Annotated in this window: 16 protein-coding genes and 2 tRNA genes; 10 read left to right on the top strand and 8 right to left on the bottom strand. The window is 42.1% G+C overall.

Going from position 1 to position 14,215, the window contains the following annotated elements:
- Positions 1 to 151: 151 nt before the first annotated feature.
- Complete coding sequence (locus H0S56_RS00735; protein ID WP_195725434.1) at positions 152 to 1,099, bottom strand: pirin family protein; 948 nt, start codon at positions 1,097 to 1,099, stop codon at positions 152 to 154.
- A 498-nt stretch (positions 1,100 to 1,597) separates the two neighbouring features.
- On the opposite strand from H0S56_RS00735, the gene H0S56_RS00730 reads away from it, so the two are divergent.
- Both H0S56_RS00730 and H0S56_RS00725 read left to right on the top strand, forming a co-directional pair.
- On the top strand, positions 1,598 to 2,920 hold the full coding sequence (locus H0S56_RS00730) for a GGDEF domain-containing protein (protein WP_195725433.1): 1,323 nt from the start codon (positions 1,598 to 1,600) through the stop codon (positions 2,918 to 2,920).
- Between the two features lie 190 nt (positions 2,921 to 3,110).
- Positions 3,111 to 4,334 carry a GGDEF domain-containing protein gene (locus H0S56_RS00725; RefSeq protein ID WP_191112473.1) on the top strand — a complete coding sequence of 408 codons (1,224 nt, stop codon included), beginning with the start codon at positions 3,111 to 3,113 and terminating at the stop codon, positions 4,332 to 4,334.
- A gap of 200 nt (positions 4,335 to 4,534) precedes the next feature.
- On the opposite strand, the gene guaA is transcribed toward H0S56_RS00725, so the two are convergent.
- Entirely contained in the window at positions 4,535 to 6,103 is a 1,569-nt protein-coding gene (gene guaA / locus H0S56_RS00720; protein ID WP_004280963.1) for a glutamine-hydrolyzing GMP synthase, read from the bottom strand.
- Between the two features lie 344 nt (positions 6,104 to 6,447).
- Between guaA and H0S56_RS00715 the strand changes: the two genes are divergently transcribed.
- On the top strand, positions 6,448 to 7,086 hold the full coding sequence (locus tag H0S56_RS00715) for a DedA family protein (RefSeq protein ID WP_004644839.1): 639 nt from the start codon (positions 6,448 to 6,450) through the stop codon (positions 7,084 to 7,086).
- Between the two features lie 38 nt (positions 7,087 to 7,124).
- On the opposite strand, the gene H0S56_RS00710 is transcribed toward H0S56_RS00715, so the two are convergent.
- The 5 genes from H0S56_RS00710 to H0S56_RS00690 form a co-directional block, all read right to left on the bottom strand.
- Complete coding sequence (locus tag H0S56_RS00710) at positions 7,125 to 7,718, bottom strand: threonine transporter RhtB (protein ID WP_174894084.1); 594 nt, start codon at positions 7,716 to 7,718, stop codon at positions 7,125 to 7,127.
- Positions 7,719 to 7,915: 197 nt separating this feature from the next.
- Positions 7,916 to 8,308 (bottom strand): hypothetical protein, encoded by a 393-nt coding sequence (locus H0S56_RS00705; protein ID WP_195725432.1) that lies wholly within the window; start codon positions 8,306 to 8,308, stop codon positions 7,916 to 7,918.
- A gap of 13 nt (positions 8,309 to 8,321) precedes the next feature.
- Entirely contained in the window at positions 8,322 to 9,158 is an 837-nt protein-coding gene (locus H0S56_RS00700; RefSeq protein ID WP_004280959.1) for a ParA family protein, read from the bottom strand.
- Between the two features lie 96 nt (positions 9,159 to 9,254).
- Positions 9,255 to 9,647 (bottom strand): SirB2 family protein, encoded by a 393-nt coding sequence (locus H0S56_RS00695; RefSeq protein ID WP_195726022.1) that lies wholly within the window; start codon positions 9,645 to 9,647, stop codon positions 9,255 to 9,257.
- A gap of 9 nt (positions 9,648 to 9,656) precedes the next feature.
- Positions 9,657 to 9,965: a BolA family protein gene (locus H0S56_RS00690; protein WP_004644834.1), complete on the bottom strand. Its 309-nt coding sequence runs from the start codon at positions 9,963 to 9,965 to the stop codon at positions 9,657 to 9,659.
- 233 nt (positions 9,966 to 10,198) lie between these two features.
- Between H0S56_RS00690 and H0S56_RS00685 the strand changes: the two genes are divergently transcribed.
- Both H0S56_RS00685 and H0S56_RS00680 read left to right on the top strand, forming a co-directional pair.
- Positions 10,199 to 10,271 (top strand) — tRNA-Gly (locus H0S56_RS00685).
- 48 nt (positions 10,272 to 10,319) lie between these two features.
- Positions 10,320 to 10,395, top strand: a tRNA-Gly gene (locus H0S56_RS00680).
- Positions 10,396 to 10,719: 324 nt separating this feature from the next.
- Here the strand turns inward: H0S56_RS00680 and H0S56_RS00675 are convergent.
- On the bottom strand, positions 10,720 to 10,947 hold the full coding sequence (locus H0S56_RS00675) for a helix-turn-helix domain-containing protein (RefSeq protein WP_005094613.1): 228 nt from the start codon (positions 10,945 to 10,947) through the stop codon (positions 10,720 to 10,722).
- A gap of 112 nt (positions 10,948 to 11,059) precedes the next feature.
- Here H0S56_RS00675 and H0S56_RS00670 point away from each other — a divergent pair, with 112 nt between their 5' ends.
- From H0S56_RS00670 to H0S56_RS00650, 5 genes are all read left to right on the top strand, one after another.
- Positions 11,060 to 11,269, top strand: a complete 210-nt coding sequence (locus H0S56_RS00670; protein ID WP_000122748.1) for a hypothetical protein — start codon at positions 11,060 to 11,062, stop codon at positions 11,267 to 11,269.
- A 19-nt stretch (positions 11,270 to 11,288) separates the two neighbouring features.
- A complete protein-coding gene (locus tag H0S56_RS00665) occupies positions 11,289 to 12,470 on the top strand; it encodes a site-specific integrase (RefSeq protein ID WP_005094618.1) in 1,182 nt (393 codons plus the stop codon).
- Entirely contained in the window at positions 12,463 to 12,711 is a 249-nt protein-coding gene (locus H0S56_RS00660) for a hypothetical protein (RefSeq protein WP_004895356.1), read from the top strand. Before H0S56_RS00665 ends, H0S56_RS00660 begins: the two co-directional genes overlap by 8 nt.
- A 72-nt stretch (positions 12,712 to 12,783) precedes the next feature.
- Positions 12,784 to 13,344 carry a DUF1376 domain-containing protein gene (locus H0S56_RS00655; RefSeq protein WP_195725431.1) on the top strand — a complete coding sequence of 187 codons (561 nt, stop codon included), beginning with the start codon at positions 12,784 to 12,786 and terminating at the stop codon, positions 13,342 to 13,344.
- Between the two features lie 10 nt (positions 13,345 to 13,354).
- Positions 13,355 to 14,101, top strand: a complete 747-nt coding sequence (locus H0S56_RS00650; protein ID WP_195725430.1) for an ATP-binding protein — start codon at positions 13,355 to 13,357, stop codon at positions 14,099 to 14,101.
- Positions 14,102 to 14,215 lie beyond the last annotated feature (114 nt).

The raw sequence follows: 14,215 nt of genomic DNA, 5'->3' as shown, positions 1-14,215 counted from the left end.
ATGATTTTATTGTTCTTGCTCACTGAGCATAGCAAAAAGCAGCAGACTCTAGCTCATTTTTTGATGACTGTAATGATATGTATCCTATGTTGCAGATTCACTATTTGAGTTCAATTCAGACAGCGCTCCATATTCCCATCATTTTTAGCATTTATCGGGAAGCACGCATCTGGTCTGGAAATGCAGGGGCTTCTAAACGAGGCCCATCATAGGCAGGAATGGAACCAAAACGTTCATGACCTTCAATCCATTGTTCCCGCGCAATTTTAAGTTCCTCTGTCGTGCGCCCGACCAAATTCCACCACAGTAAAATCGGGCTTTCAAATGGCTCCCCACCAATCAATAGCAGCCGGCTCCCGGCATGAACTTCAGCATTGACCTGCTGTAAGCCGGGCTCCAGGATCAGCATATTATCTTCATTTAGTTCATGCCCATTTATACTGGCCGTCCCCTCAAGCACCATAAAGCCATATTCAAATTTCGGATTCAGAGGCAAGCGCGCACTAGTACTTTGAGCTGCATACAGGTCTACTCCGAGTAGTTCGCTATGTACTTTAACCGGTGATCTCGTTTTTAAATATTCTCCGACCAGCACGGTAAATTCAATGCCTTGCTCATTGACGACCGGCAATTCAGGATAATGTTCAAAACCTGGTGCCATATTGATCTTGTCGTCCGGCAAGGCAATCCACAACTGTGCTGCATGCATATGGGTCTCACTTTCCGGAGAAACTTCAGTATGTGAGATACCATAGCCCGAGGTCATCAGATTGACCTGCTTGGGACGAATCAACTGCTGATTTCCCAGACTGTCATTGTGCATCATGCTGCCTTCGATCATCCAAGTAAAGGTCTGCAGACCAATGTGTGGATGAGGGCCGATATCCAGACCATCTCCTTGCGGGAAAATGGCCGGACCCGCATGATCCAGAAAACACCAGGCACCTATCATGCGCTTATGTCTGCTTGGCAAGGCACGTTTAATCACGGTGCCCTGTCCGATTTCCGCGCGACGTAAAGGAAACTCCTGAATAAACTGATTCACATACTTTTCGCAATCATCAGAATTCGACAGTTCAATATCACTATTATTCGACATGGCTGAGCTTACCTCGGCATTTTCATTCTACTTTTTGAGTGGGTGAGACATGTATTTGACCGATTCAAGATGCCTCTCTGTTCAGGACAATGTACAGGGTCTATGGGCAAAATCTATCCCTGGAAATATTTAGATACGTATAAAACGCCTCACTAGTCCCATCAATTTAAATTCTGAAAAGCTGATGAGATTTATATTCAAAGCCCCAAACTTGAGTTTTAACAAGTCAATCATGATTTAGGTACATGACGTTAGGAGTTTAAATAAACTGAAGATCAGGAATGTCATTTATGTTTCACGTGAAACGAATCCACAACAACTAAAGACCCCAATGAATAAGATGATTATTCATGTATTTCAATCACTTTCAATTTTATAAAACACAAATTTTGTTACGTTTTAGCTTTAAAAACTTCCCGGATACCCAATTTTTGGGAGGTTATTTTTTACTCAAACACGGCATAATAGGCACCTATAAAAATAATACTGGACCAGGACATGTCTGCTCAGAATGAGAATATATATTCAACGGCGAATGTATCTTTTCAAAATTCGACGACCGATAAATCACTGAAATTATCTGAATGTGATCTGCAAAACCGTCAGCTGATTGAACAGGCGCTGACAGATCCTCATGCCCGTATCCCTGCCCTGTTTCAGCAGTATTTTCATGATTATGTCTATACGCATAGTCATCATAACTTGCGTCAAATTAACTATCTGGCGCAAATTGCCTTTTTACTGTATTTCTTTGCCGATATCCTGATTATTCCAGACATGTTTTTTATTTCTGGTCTGATGCGCGTCGTTCTGGTTCTGGGGGCGATGTTTTGCTGTTATTACCTGTTTAAAAAATATAAAAATATTCAGATTTTGGACAGAATCTTGCCGATAGGCACCACTGTAGCTGCAGCGGCCTGGATTAGCTTACTCGCGCTTTCAACCAGTCCCCATGTTGCCACCTATATTTATGCCTCTGCGATCTTTATTCTTATCGCCAATCTCTGTGTGCAGACCCAGTTTAAAGTCGCAGTCTATTGCTCCATCTTGATTGCGCTGTTTATCATGCTTGGGGTGACCCAGTTCATGAGTGCCTCTCAAGCCTTTATTTTTAGTGTGGTCTTTAGTCCACTGTGGTTTTTTAGCATTTATATTAACTGGAATAATATTCTGAATGTGCGGCGTTCTTTTCTGCGCTCCCTGCTTGATGAATGGAACTATCAAACTTTAAAGAATCTGGCACATACCGATGATTTGACCCAGCTCTACAACCGTCGCCATTTTGTCGATATGGCTGAACGCTCTATTCATCAATGGCCCAAACATGCCAGTAGCTGCCTGTTGATGTTTGATGTGGATCATTTTAAAAATATTAATGATAGCTATGGGCATGATGTCGGTGATCGGGTGCTACAACTGATTGCTGAAGTGACCCGTAAAGAAATGCGGCATAGCGATGTACTGGCACGTTTTGGTGGGGAGGAATTTATCGCCCTCCTAGAAGATACTCAGCTGCAAGACAGCTGGGTGATTGCAGAACGAATTCGTTGTGCAATTCAAAAGCAGTACATTTATGTCGAACCCAATCATGCCATCCGGTTCACCATTTCGATCGGTGTAGCAGAACTGGAATCCCATACCCAACCCCTGGAAGACCTGATTAAACAAGCCGATATTGCCTTGTATCAGGCCAAGAAGTCTGGCCGAAACCGGATTGAGGTCTATCATCCAGATATGCTGAATAAGCCCAAGCCTGCGACAGAAAATCCCTGGAATGTATTTAAGCCAGACACTCAACCAGCCCAGTCAACGGCGAATTAAAGCTGGATCATTAGTCTGTTCTATAAGCTAGGATCATCCTTAGAATGCACTAATCGGGGATTTCATTTTATAAAATAAATTTGATTCTTCCACTTTTAAAATATCCAACAAAAGAATAGAATATTTTTTATACAACTATATATAAATTTCATCTTATTCATTTTTATATATTTTAATTTGGGAAGGCTGCATGCCGCATGATAACGAAAAAGAATCACGTACCCTGATTCAGGAGGCTCTTCAAGATCCGCTTGTTCGTATTCCTGCGCCTCTAAAACCGGCCTACTATGCCCATCAAAAGAAGCTCACTTTAAAATACCTATTACAGGTCAATTTATTCGCACAGCTGGCATATGCCTCTTATACCCTCGCCGATATTCTGGTGCTGCATGATATTCTCAATTTGCTCATTTTGACCAAAATTAGCTATACCATTCTGATCGTACTGATCACGATCTGGATGTATCACTCTTACCGCAATTTACCTGTGTTTGACTTACTCTTACCTACCTCAATTATTGGCGCAAGTGCCATCTGGTTTTTTAATCTAAATCAGTCTGAAAGTGCTTATACCCTCATTTATCAATATGCCTCCTTGGTTTTTATTGTGTTGGCCAATTTATGTGTGCAGATCCGGTTCTGGCCGTCTTTGATTACTTCGAGTCTGATTACTTTGATGATTTACATCGGTGTATATTTCAATACTCGATCTGACCTGTACCAGATGTTTTTATTTTCCCTGATTTATCTGCCAGTATTGACCTTCAGTCTATATATTAGCTGGAGCTCGACCTTAAAATCACGCATGGTATTTTTGCAGCATACCCTGAATGAATATAATCGGCAGGCCTTTGAAAATATGGCTCACACCGACTCACTCACTGGCCTGAATAACCGTCGCTGTTTTGAATATCTCGCGCAACAACTGGTACAACAGAATTTTGATCAACCGGTGCCTATGAGTTTACTGGTCTTTGATGTCGATCATTTTAAGCAGATTAATGATCGTTATGGTCATGATATCGGAGATCAGGTCTTACAGACGATTGCTCTAAATACACACAGCGAAATGCGGCAGCATGATATTTTGGCACGCTATGGCGGTGAGGAATTTATTGCATTTTTACCTGAAACCTCTCTGGATGAAGCGCTAAAAGTTGCCGAGCGTTTAAGGCATAAAATTGAAAATATTGTGATCGATCTGGACAGCCAACATCGTTTCAGTTTTAGCATTTCGATTGGTGCTGCCATTCTGGAAAGCTGTGAAACGGATTTGATGACCCTAATTAAGCAAGCCGATATTGCCTTATATCAGGCTAAAGCCAATGGACGCAATCGGGTTGAAGCTTATGATCCAGATCTGGAGCAAAGTTTAGCTGGGGAGCTGCAAAACTGGCAGGTTAAACCGGCATAAGCATCTTTTCCGAAAAGCATAAAAAGAGCGCCGAAGCGCTCTTTTTTATTAGGTTATATCTGATAAATCAGATACTGCCGCGCGCATAGCGCTTGGCGTAATTTAGGCGGACAGCAGTGCTTCGTGAAATCCCTCACTGCCGCGAGCATAGCTCTTGGCGTAAAATCGGCTAAAAGCTATCGCTTTTAGAAATCCCGATTTTACTCCCATTCAATTGTTGCTGGTGGTTTAGACGATACGTCATACACAACACGAGAAACTTCAGCAATTTCATTCATGATACGGGTCGAGATCTTATCGACTAAATCATAAGGAAGATGCGCGAAACGAGCCGTCATAAAGTCCACGGTTTCTACCGCACGCAGTGCAATCACCCATGCATAACGACGGCCATCACCGACTACACCCACCGATTTTACTGGCTGGAATACTGCAAATGCTTGAGCAGTCTTGTCATACCAGCCGCTGGCACGCAGTTCCTGCATGAAAATGTCATCCGCAAGACGTAAAATGTCTGCATATTCTTTTTTCACTTCACCCAGGATACGCACACCAAGACCTGGGCCCGGGAATGGATGACGGTAGATCATGCTGTGTGGCAAGCCTAAAGTCGTACCCAATTTACGTACTTCATCTTTAAATAAGTCACGTAATGGTTCAACCAGTTCAAACGCTAGATCTGCTGGTAAACCACCCACATTATGGTGTGATTTAATCACATGCGCCTTACCCTGCTTGCTTGCAGCAGATTCAATCACGTCTGGATAAATCGTACCTTGTGCAAGGAATTTTACGCCATCTAATTTACGTGCTTCTTCAGCGAAGACAGCAATAAATTCACGGCCAATAATTTTACGTTTTGCTTCAGGATCAACTTCACCTGCAAGCGCAGTCAAGAAACGCTCTTCAGCATCAGCACGAATCACGCGGATACCCATGTTATCAGCAAACATTTGCATCACTTGATCGCCTTCGTTCAAACGAAGCAAACCGTTGTCTACAAATACACAGGTCAGCTGATCACCGATCGCTTTATGCAACAGCGCTGCCACTACAGATGAATCCACACCACCAGAAAGTCCTAGTAATACTTTTTCATCACCAATCTGTTGGCGAAGCTGTTCTACACGTAGATCAATAATGTGTTCTGGCGTCCACAGACCGCGACAGCCACAAATTTGATGCACGAAGTTCGACAGTAATTCTGCACCTTTAGAAGTATGTGTCACTTCAGGATGGAACTGAATACCATAGAAACGGCGAGTTTCGTCAGAAACCATCGCAATTGGACAGCTTGGCGTCTGTGCAGTGATCTGGAAGCCTTCTGGAATACGGGCAACTTTATCGCCATGGCTCATCCAGACATGCAACTGGTTTTCACGGTCCTGTAAATTACCGATCAGCTTGTCACGTACGACAATATCTACTTCTGCATAGCCAAACTCATGTACATGACCCGGCTCAACTTTACCGCCAAGCTGTTCGCACATGGTTTGCAGGCCATAACAAATACCCAATACCGGCACACCCAGCTCAAATACCACTTGCGGCGCACGCGGGCTGCCTTCAAGGTGAACGCTCTCAGGTCCACCAGACAAGATGATACCGTTTGGATTAAATGCACGAATGTCTTCTTCAGACATATCATAGGCATACATTTCAGAATATACACCAGCTTCACGGACACGACGTGCGATGAGCTGACTATATTGAGAACCGAAATCCAGAATCAGGATACGATCTTCAGTAATTTGAGTATTGGTAGTCATGACGAACAACTATGAAAGGCAAACGAAAGATAAGCGCCGTATTCTAACATTTTTCAGCGCATTAAGCACACAATTCGCATTAGGTATACATTTAGTTGATTGCATTATATTTCTAGCACAACAAAGCGTCCCTTCGGATGCCTTGTTTGGTCTGTCATTTTTATATTTTTAAGCTCAAGATTTAATCCAACTAAGCATGTTTTTATAAAAATCTGAAGATAATATGTAAGAGAAATTTTTGCTCAATTGAAGATGGATGGAGCGTTAATTATTTTACTTTCTGGTACTGACTTTCATGCCCCGGGCTGTTAGGATTTGACCACACTTTTGCTTGTACTGGGCTCATGGAACTGATTGATTTTATCTTGCATGTTGATGATCACTTGCTTGAATTTATCACCAATTACGGGATCTGGATTTATGCCATTCTTTTCCTGATTATCTTTGTAGAAACAGGTCTGGTGGTCATGCCGTTCCTGCCTGGCGACAGCTTGCTATTTGCAGCAGGTGCACTGGCAGCCTCTACTGGTGCAATGGATCCATGGGTGCTGATTCCACTCTTGTTTGTTGCGGCAGTTCTGGGTGACACCCTGAATTATCATATTGGTAAATATATTGGTCCTCGGGTTTTCGAGATCGAATCGCGCTTCATCAATAAAAAACACTTATTGGCGACCCAGCAATTCTTTGCCAGACATGGTGGTAAGACCATTATTTTTGCGCGTTTTGTTCCTTTTGCCCGTACCTTTGCACCCTTCGTTGCCGGTGCTGGCAGCATGAATTACAAATATTTCCTGACCTATAATGTAGTAGGTGCATTCGCCTGGATTAGCTCATTTGTCATTTTGGGCTATATGTTTGGCAATATGCCGATCGTTAAGGACAACTTCACTTATCTAATTTTTGGCATCATTATTTTAAGTGTATTGCCAGGTGTGATTGGCTTTATTCAACAAAAGCTCAAAAAAAGTAAAACAGCTTAAGAACTTTTTACATTAAGATTCTTTTACAGCCTATGCTTTTAATCCCAGAGCTTGATTAGGAGTGGGATCAGACAAAGCAGGACAAATAAAGCCGCGCCTTTATAAATGAGGCCGGCTTTTATTTTTTCAGATGGACTGGTCAAAATGGCCTGACCAAAGACCATCCAGAAAATCCCGACCGGAACGGTACTCAAGCTAAAGGCAGCAAAAACCAGAACGAAGTTGGTCGGGCTTTGCCAGGTTTCCATCGGTAAAATCCCGGAGGCCAACAATGCTGCTTTAGGATTTTTTAGGGTAGTTGTAAACATTTGCCAGGGACGTATCTGCGGATGGTTTTTGCTGTAACGTTCTAACTGCTGAGCCTTATATAAATGCAAGGTCATCCAGCCCACACAGATGGTACTCAGTACATAGACCAAGCCTTTAAAATTTGGCCAAATTGGTGACGCCAGATGAATCAACAAGGCCCATACATTAATGGCATAAAAATAGCCGAGCAAAATGGCAGGAAGATAGAGACTGGTTTTGGCCTGCCCCTGCTGATGAGCGGAACTGGCCACCAAGGCATTGGCAGGCCCTGGAACCATCAGCACAGCAATGAGTCCTAAAACAAATAACCAATTTTCAATCATCGCAATGAACTTTTCCGGGCCAAGGTTGTAGCTTAATCAATATGGGAGTGTGATAACAAGCTTATAAATTTCAGATTTTTATACAGTCTGGTCAATTTCCAGTGAGTTTTATCTTAATTTAAGCCATACTTTTCTTGTTTAAAGCAATAAAAAATGCCGACCTGAAGTCAGCATTTATCTGTTTTATATTGAATGATTTATTTAGGCGTTGCCTGCCGAACGATGATCGGACAGTTCTTATAACGCGCGGCCTGTACAATTGCTTCCTGCTCGCCTAAAAGCCGTGCCAGTTCGGTTCTTTTGGTATCGGATGATTGTCCCATATTGACTGAAACACTCGGGCCGATGCCCCAACCACCGCGACTGCCCCAGCCACCGCCAAGACCTACGCCCACACCAACGCCAGTACGTTTTGCTGGCTCAACGCCATTGTCGATATACTGCTGAATACGGTTATATTCACCCTGTAGTTGCGAACAACCCAAAGTCTGATACAGGGTTGGCGACACATAAGTCGGTTTTACCGGCGTTGCACAGGCACTCAGTAATGCAAGTGCAGCAATACTCAGGCTTATTTTCACAAGTTTCATAGCTAACTCGATCTTAATTCTGCTCTATCTCATTGAACAACGATTGATAGGCCTGAGTCAATTTATGATCAGTAGCCAAATGAATCAAAGGCTGATTTTTCTGATGAGATTCTTTCATCAAGATCGACGGCGGCAACATACTGTCAAGCACCGGTAAGCCTTCATCTTTGAGCTGCTGTACCACTTCACGCGGCAATTTGGCCTGTGCCTGAAACTGGTTCACCACAATCCCTTCAATTTCCAGACCTTCATTATGGTCATCCTGGGTTTCAATGACATTTTCAATCAGGGTCTGTAAGGCACGTTTAGAAAATACATCACAGTCAAATGGAATCAGCACGCGGTTTGCCGCAATGAGTGCAGAGAGCGTAAAGAAATTGAATGCAGGCGGTGTATCAATAAACACCCGATCATAATGTCCTGACAGTTGTTGCAAGGCATCTCTTAACTTGTAGATCTTGTGCTTGGACTCCAGTGCATGGGCCAATGCACCCAGCGTTGGACTAGCCGGAATGACATCCAGATGTTTAAAAGAGGATTGATGCACATAACTTTCCAAGCCTTTGCTACGACTTTTTAAAATCGAGCCAATCGCATTGCCGAGTAGGCCCTTGCTTTGCTGATTACCGAGTACATCTTCAAAATAGTTTTCTATATTTGGTTCGAGTGCCGGTTTGTCACTGGAATACGTCGCATCATCGCCCAGCACATACTGGCTGGAATTGGCCTGCGGATCCAGGTCAATCAATAAAGTCTTTAAGCCCTGATGTGCACTGATCGCTGCCAGATTGACAGTAATACTCGACTTGCCTACCCCACCCTTTTGATTAAATACCACACGTGTACGCATGTCCCCCTCCTCACATTTTTAATTACTTTTACAACATTTGTATTTTCTAATTATTTGCATGGACTGGCTGTGCTGATCATCACAGCTAGCCTGCTTTTAGCCAAAATTCGGCTTGATCATCACCAAAGCCAGAATAGACACCAATGAAACTACAGCAATAACTAAGCCAGCCCGGCGTTGTGCCAGCAAGATTGAATCATCTTTTTTATAGGCTTTAGCTAAAGAGGATACCAGCACAAAAAATAAAATAACCTTGGCATAAAACCAGGGTTGCACATCAAAATCCTTGATCACCAATGACACAATACCTGTAAGCGCGATCACCGTAATGGCCAGATGCTGTAAAGCCACCAGCGCAATTCGTGCCTTTGGATTCGGTAGGTTGCCTTGTGTACCAATAAACAAAGTCAAGGCACGGGCAAGAATGGCGACAATCGCCAGTCCTGCTACCGACATATGGATAATCTTGACTAAAAGTTGGGTTTCCATCATTTCCTCTTAGTTTTTAGGTGCGTGTGCACAAGCAGGACTGGTCGTATCCTGACCTGCCCATTCTTCAGGCAAAAATGCATGAATGGCCAGCGCATGAATTTTGTCTTTTGAAAGCAGATCACCTGCAGCAGCATAAACTTTCTGATGACGCTGGACTGGACGTAAACCGGCAAAAGCCTGACTCACAATCACGGTTTTAAAATGCGATTCTTTTCCCGGGAAATAACCGCCATGACCCGAAGATTCATTCACCACTTCCAAATAGGTTGGGGATAATTGCGCCAAACGGTCTTTCAGTTGTTGTTCTAAGCTCATGGCCTGACTCCGATCTGCAAAAATATAGTCTCAGTATACCTTGTTCTGTCGAGTATTTCGGTAATCTGTACAGGTGCAATCCGTTGATTGTGGCCAAGTTTCATTGATTTTTATATGAATATTGGTTATTTATTGGCTAGTCTACAGCATTTTGCTTTTATTTTATGCAATTGATGCAAGATTTTTAACAAAGGTGTTGACCACATTTTTGCATGCTGTATTATACACGGCATGCGGGAATAGCTCAGTTGGTAGAGCATAACCTTGCCAAGGTTGGGGTCGGGAGTTCGAGTCTCCTTTCCCGCTCAAATTTTTTTCATTTAGTTTTTTCATTTAAAAAACTTTATAGACTCCGCGGGAATAGCTCAGTTGGTAGAGCATAACCTTGCCAAGGTTGGGGTCGGGAGTTCGAGTCTCCTTTCCCGCTCCAGATTCAAAAAGCCCTCATCGAAAGATGGGGGCTTTTTTTATGTTGATTTTATTATGTTTTTTAAAAAACCTTCTTCCTTTGTTATTCGATTCAATAAAAAATATTCTTAATGTAATTTGTATTTTGTGACCAAGATGTGACCATGGCGTGCCCACGACAATAAAAATGGCCTCAATTGACCTTAAATGTCCTCAATCGATCACCACTTTCAGAGCTTTTTGAAAGCAAAAAATCACCCTGTTCTCTTCCAAACAAAGTGTTTTTTACCAAACGATCAAAGATTTGTGACCATTTCACTTTTTGATGTGACCATTTGTGACCAAACTAGCTATTATCATTTTGATTATTATCAATTTTCTTAAAAATCAATAAATCGCCCACTTCTACATCTAATGCAATACAAATTTTATCAATGGTTTCAAAATCAATCCGTACAGATTCATCATTATAAAGTTTATGCAAAGTAGATTTATTAATTCCAGTACTTCTCACCAAATCAGCAACCTTAAGTTTCCTTTCTGCTAATAAAACCGCCAAGTTTGAGATAATCATAAAATCTCCTAGTTAAATCATAAAAAGTACTTGCAACAACATAAAAATATGATAATTTATGTCTTAGGAATAATTTTTCCTAGTTACCTAGTAAAAAATATGAGGCTCTATTATGTCATATACCTATCTCACAGCCCAGCAACTGGCTGAAAAAATCCAGTACGACGCTCGTACTATCCGCAACCAACTGAAGGACAGTGTCTTTATTGAAGGTGTTCACTACATCCGTCCTTTTGGTGGTCGAAAAATTCTTTTTGTTTGGGAACGCATTGAAACTGAAATGCTTAAATTCACCGGTTTAAGCATGGATGCCTTGCAATAAGGCTTAGGAGGTTTAACTGATGGCTACCATCCGGGAACGAAGTGGCAAACTGATTGCCGACTTTCGCTACATGGGCATTCGTTGTAGAGAGACAACCAATCTTGAAGACAATGCTTATAACCGACGCATTTTGAAAAAACGTCTCGAACAGCTTGAAGCTGAAATTACTTTGGGAACTTTTGAATACGAAAAGTACTTTCCAAAAAGTAACCGTGTTGAGGAATTTAAGGAAAAAAGAAGTCAGCAAATTGCTGTACAGACCAAAGTTCCTCTTTTTAAAGAGTTTACTGAATTGTGGTTTAAGCAGAAACAAGTTGAATGGAGAACCTCATATCAGCAAAAGGTTTCAATTGTGATCAAAAACTATTTGATTCCTGCTTTTGGTAATCAGGTTCTCTCGAAAATCAAGAAGTCAGACTTGCTGAACTTCCGTGCCTCTCTCGCCAAAGTGACACACGGAAAAGATCAAACAAGTCTGAAAGCATCGAGGATCAATCAAATCATGACGCCTTTACGTATGATACTCAATGATGCGGCTGAACGATACGAGTTTGAGTCGCCTTATAAAAATATTAACAATCTGAAGGAAAGCAAGATTGAAGTCACACCTTTTTCTCTGGAAGAGGTGCATAAAATTCTTACCACAGTGCGTGAAGACTTCCGCCCCTATTACACCATTCGCTTTTTTACGGGTATGCGTACCAGTGAAATCGATGGTCTGCAATGGAAAAATATCGACTTACAGCGTCGTGAAATCCATATCAGAGAGGCGTTAGTGAATGGTGTGCTTGGTGGAACCAAAACTTATGGTTCTGACCGCACGATCCAGATGAATGACCGCGTTTACCAAGCCTTTCTCCAACAGAAAAGCTTAAATAATGGTAAATCAGAGTTTGTTTTCTGCAATCGTGATGGTGGACCTCTCGATTATCGTCTGGTGAATAAACGTGTCTGGCATCCGATCTTGCGCTTTCTAGGATTGAAGTCTAGAAGAGCCTATCAAACACGCCATACAGCAGCAACTCTTTGGCTGTCAGCAGGAGAAAATCCGGAATGGATCGCACGTCAATTGGGACATTCAACGACTGAAATGCTGTTTCGAGTCTATAGCCGTTACATCCCCAATGTTACGCGCCGCGATGGCAGTGCATTTGAAGCCATGCTGGAAAAACTAAATACAGAGGAGCTTGCACATGAATAGTAAAGCTTTCTTTGGTGGTGTGGTCGTCAGCCCTGAAGCAGATATGGTCGCTCGTGAATTAATCCATGAGCTACACATTCCCAAACTTCACAATCTAGCTTTTTTGTTGGAAATCAATAAATGCTTCGATGATCACCAGGCGTTGAGACTCTGGTTACAGCGAATGTTGGATGAAGGGCAAGCCCATTACGATGACTTGGCCCAACAGGCCCGTCTCCGCTTAATGAGTCTCGCTCACTAATAAAACAAACACAGACAGAAGGTCATCCAATCGATGACCTTAGCCCCTCTATACCTATAAAAAGGTGAACACATGCATAAAGATATTTCAATTTGGATGCCACTCTATATTGGCGACCTACAGGCAAAATTTGCACGAATGACGGCAGAACAAATTGGTGCGGCACTGCTGTTAATGATGGATTTCTGGAAAAATGGTGCCATTCCTCATGACCTAGCTACTGTATGTAGCATCACGAAATTACCTCAGCACACCAAGGCTAAAACTTTGTTGAATACGCTGATGGCTCTGGAATTGTTTGAAGTCGAGTCTGAGCAGATTCATTCAAGTTTTTTAACCAGTTTAAAAAGCCAGGCATTGCAAAATCAGCAAATGAAATCTGATAAAGCTAAAAATGCAGCTCAAGCACGCTGGAATAAATCCGCAAGTAATACTCAAGCATCAACTAAGCAACGAAAAGTAAATGCTCAAGCAGCTCCTGAGAAGAGCCCGAGTATTACTCAAGTCATGCTTGAACCATGCCCTTCATCTTCATCTTCATCTTCATCTTCATCTTCATCTTCATCTTCATCTTCATCTTCAAATTTTGAAGAAAAAAATGAGAATTTTTTAGAAAATTCCAAATGGATTTAGGAGAATAATCATGAATACCATGCTTAAAACGCTCCAGTTTCGCGCAGAAACAATAGAAACACTCTGCCCTACCCACCATATACCCCTGATGGAAATCGCCGGTCACAGGCTCTGTAAATTGTGTGCCAAAGAAACCGTCCATCACTCACATGCAGCCTATGCAGATGAGCTGCAACAGCGGTTGCTGCAACAGAAAATCAAAAACTCAGGGCTCAATAAACGCTACCTGGACCGTGGCTTCAAGAATTATGTAGTTGCATGTCCTGCTCAAGACAATGCCATCAAACTATGTCAGGCTTTTGCACAGCAGATTATTTCTGACCACAACCCAAATATGTTGATGATTGGTACACCGGGTACAGGTAAAACCCATCTGAGTGCATCAATTATTCGCAACATTCTGCATAACAGTACAAAATCTGCGCGTTACTATACCAGTGCAGAAATTGCTCAAAAAATGATGGACACCTGGTCAGATGCTTCACGCTCTGAGAAAGAAGTTATCGACCATTTCTCCAGTTTTGATTTATTAGTGATTGATGAATATGGCCTGCATGACCGGCATGAAAAACGCCTGGAGATGGTACATAAGGTTTTGTATAGTCGTTATGACAACATGAAATCTACCCTTCTGATTTCCAATTTCACAGTCCAAAATATGCAGCGAGATTTAGGTATCCGATTATGGTCACGATTACATGAAAACAATTTGATTGTAGTACCGTGTTATTGGGATGATCAGCGGATAACCAAATAATACGACTCTTTACTTAAGCCAATTATCTCGCTGAAATAATTGGCTTTTATAATTAGATTTTTCAAAATTGCATTAATTGCATATTCTTATTAAATGGACAGATATTCTTATTTG

It is taken from the genome of Acinetobacter lwoffii, assembly GCF_015602705.1.
Lineage (GTDB): Bacteria > Pseudomonadota > Gammaproteobacteria > Pseudomonadales > Moraxellaceae > Acinetobacter > Acinetobacter lwoffii_E.
This window is presented reverse-complemented; position numbering and strand designations above follow the sequence as displayed.

Excerpts from the sequence above, each read along its gene's own strand:
- H0S56_RS00735 (WP_195725434.1), bottom strand. The coding sequence starts at position 1,099 with ATGTCGAATAATAGTGATATTGAACTGTCGAATTCTGATGATTGCGAA.
- H0S56_RS00730 (WP_195725433.1), top strand. The coding sequence starts at position 1,598 with ATGTCTGCTCAGAATGAGAATATATATTCAACGGCGAATGTATCTTTT.
- H0S56_RS00725 (WP_191112473.1), top strand. The coding sequence starts at position 3,111 with ATGCCGCATGATAACGAAAAAGAATCACGTACCCTGATTCAGGAGGCT.
- guaA (WP_004280963.1), bottom strand. The coding sequence starts at position 6,103 with ATGACTACCAATACTCAAATTACTGAAGATCGTATCCTGATTCTGGAT.
- H0S56_RS00715 (WP_004644839.1), top strand. The coding sequence starts at position 6,448 with ATGGAACTGATTGATTTTATCTTGCATGTTGATGATCACTTGCTTGAA.
- H0S56_RS00710 (WP_174894084.1), bottom strand. The coding sequence starts at position 7,718 with ATGATTGAAAATTGGTTATTTGTTTTAGGACTCATTGCTGTGCTGATG.
- H0S56_RS00705 (WP_195725432.1), bottom strand. The coding sequence starts at position 8,308 with ATGAAACTTGTGAAAATAAGCCTGAGTATTGCTGCACTTGCATTACTG.
- H0S56_RS00700 (WP_004280959.1), bottom strand. The coding sequence starts at position 9,158 with ATGCGTACACGTGTGGTATTTAATCAAAAGGGTGGGGTAGGCAAGTCG.
- H0S56_RS00695 (WP_195726022.1), bottom strand. The coding sequence starts at position 9,647 with ATGGAAACCCAACTTTTAGTCAAGATTATCCATATGTCGGTAGCAGGA.
- H0S56_RS00690 (WP_004644834.1), bottom strand. The coding sequence starts at position 9,965 with ATGAGCTTAGAACAACAACTGAAAGACCGTTTGGCGCAATTATCCCCA.
- H0S56_RS00675 (WP_005094613.1), bottom strand. The coding sequence starts at position 10,947 with ATGATTATCTCAAACTTGGCGGTTTTATTAGCAGAAAGGAAACTTAAG.
- H0S56_RS00670 (WP_000122748.1), top strand. The coding sequence starts at position 11,060 with ATGTCATATACCTATCTCACAGCCCAGCAACTGGCTGAAAAAATCCAG.
- H0S56_RS00665 (WP_005094618.1), top strand. The coding sequence starts at position 11,289 with ATGGCTACCATCCGGGAACGAAGTGGCAAACTGATTGCCGACTTTCGC.
- H0S56_RS00660 (WP_004895356.1), top strand. The coding sequence starts at position 12,463 with ATGAATAGTAAAGCTTTCTTTGGTGGTGTGGTCGTCAGCCCTGAAGCA.
- H0S56_RS00655 (WP_195725431.1), top strand. The coding sequence starts at position 12,784 with ATGCATAAAGATATTTCAATTTGGATGCCACTCTATATTGGCGACCTA.
- H0S56_RS00650 (WP_195725430.1), top strand. The coding sequence starts at position 13,355 with ATGAATACCATGCTTAAAACGCTCCAGTTTCGCGCAGAAACAATAGAA.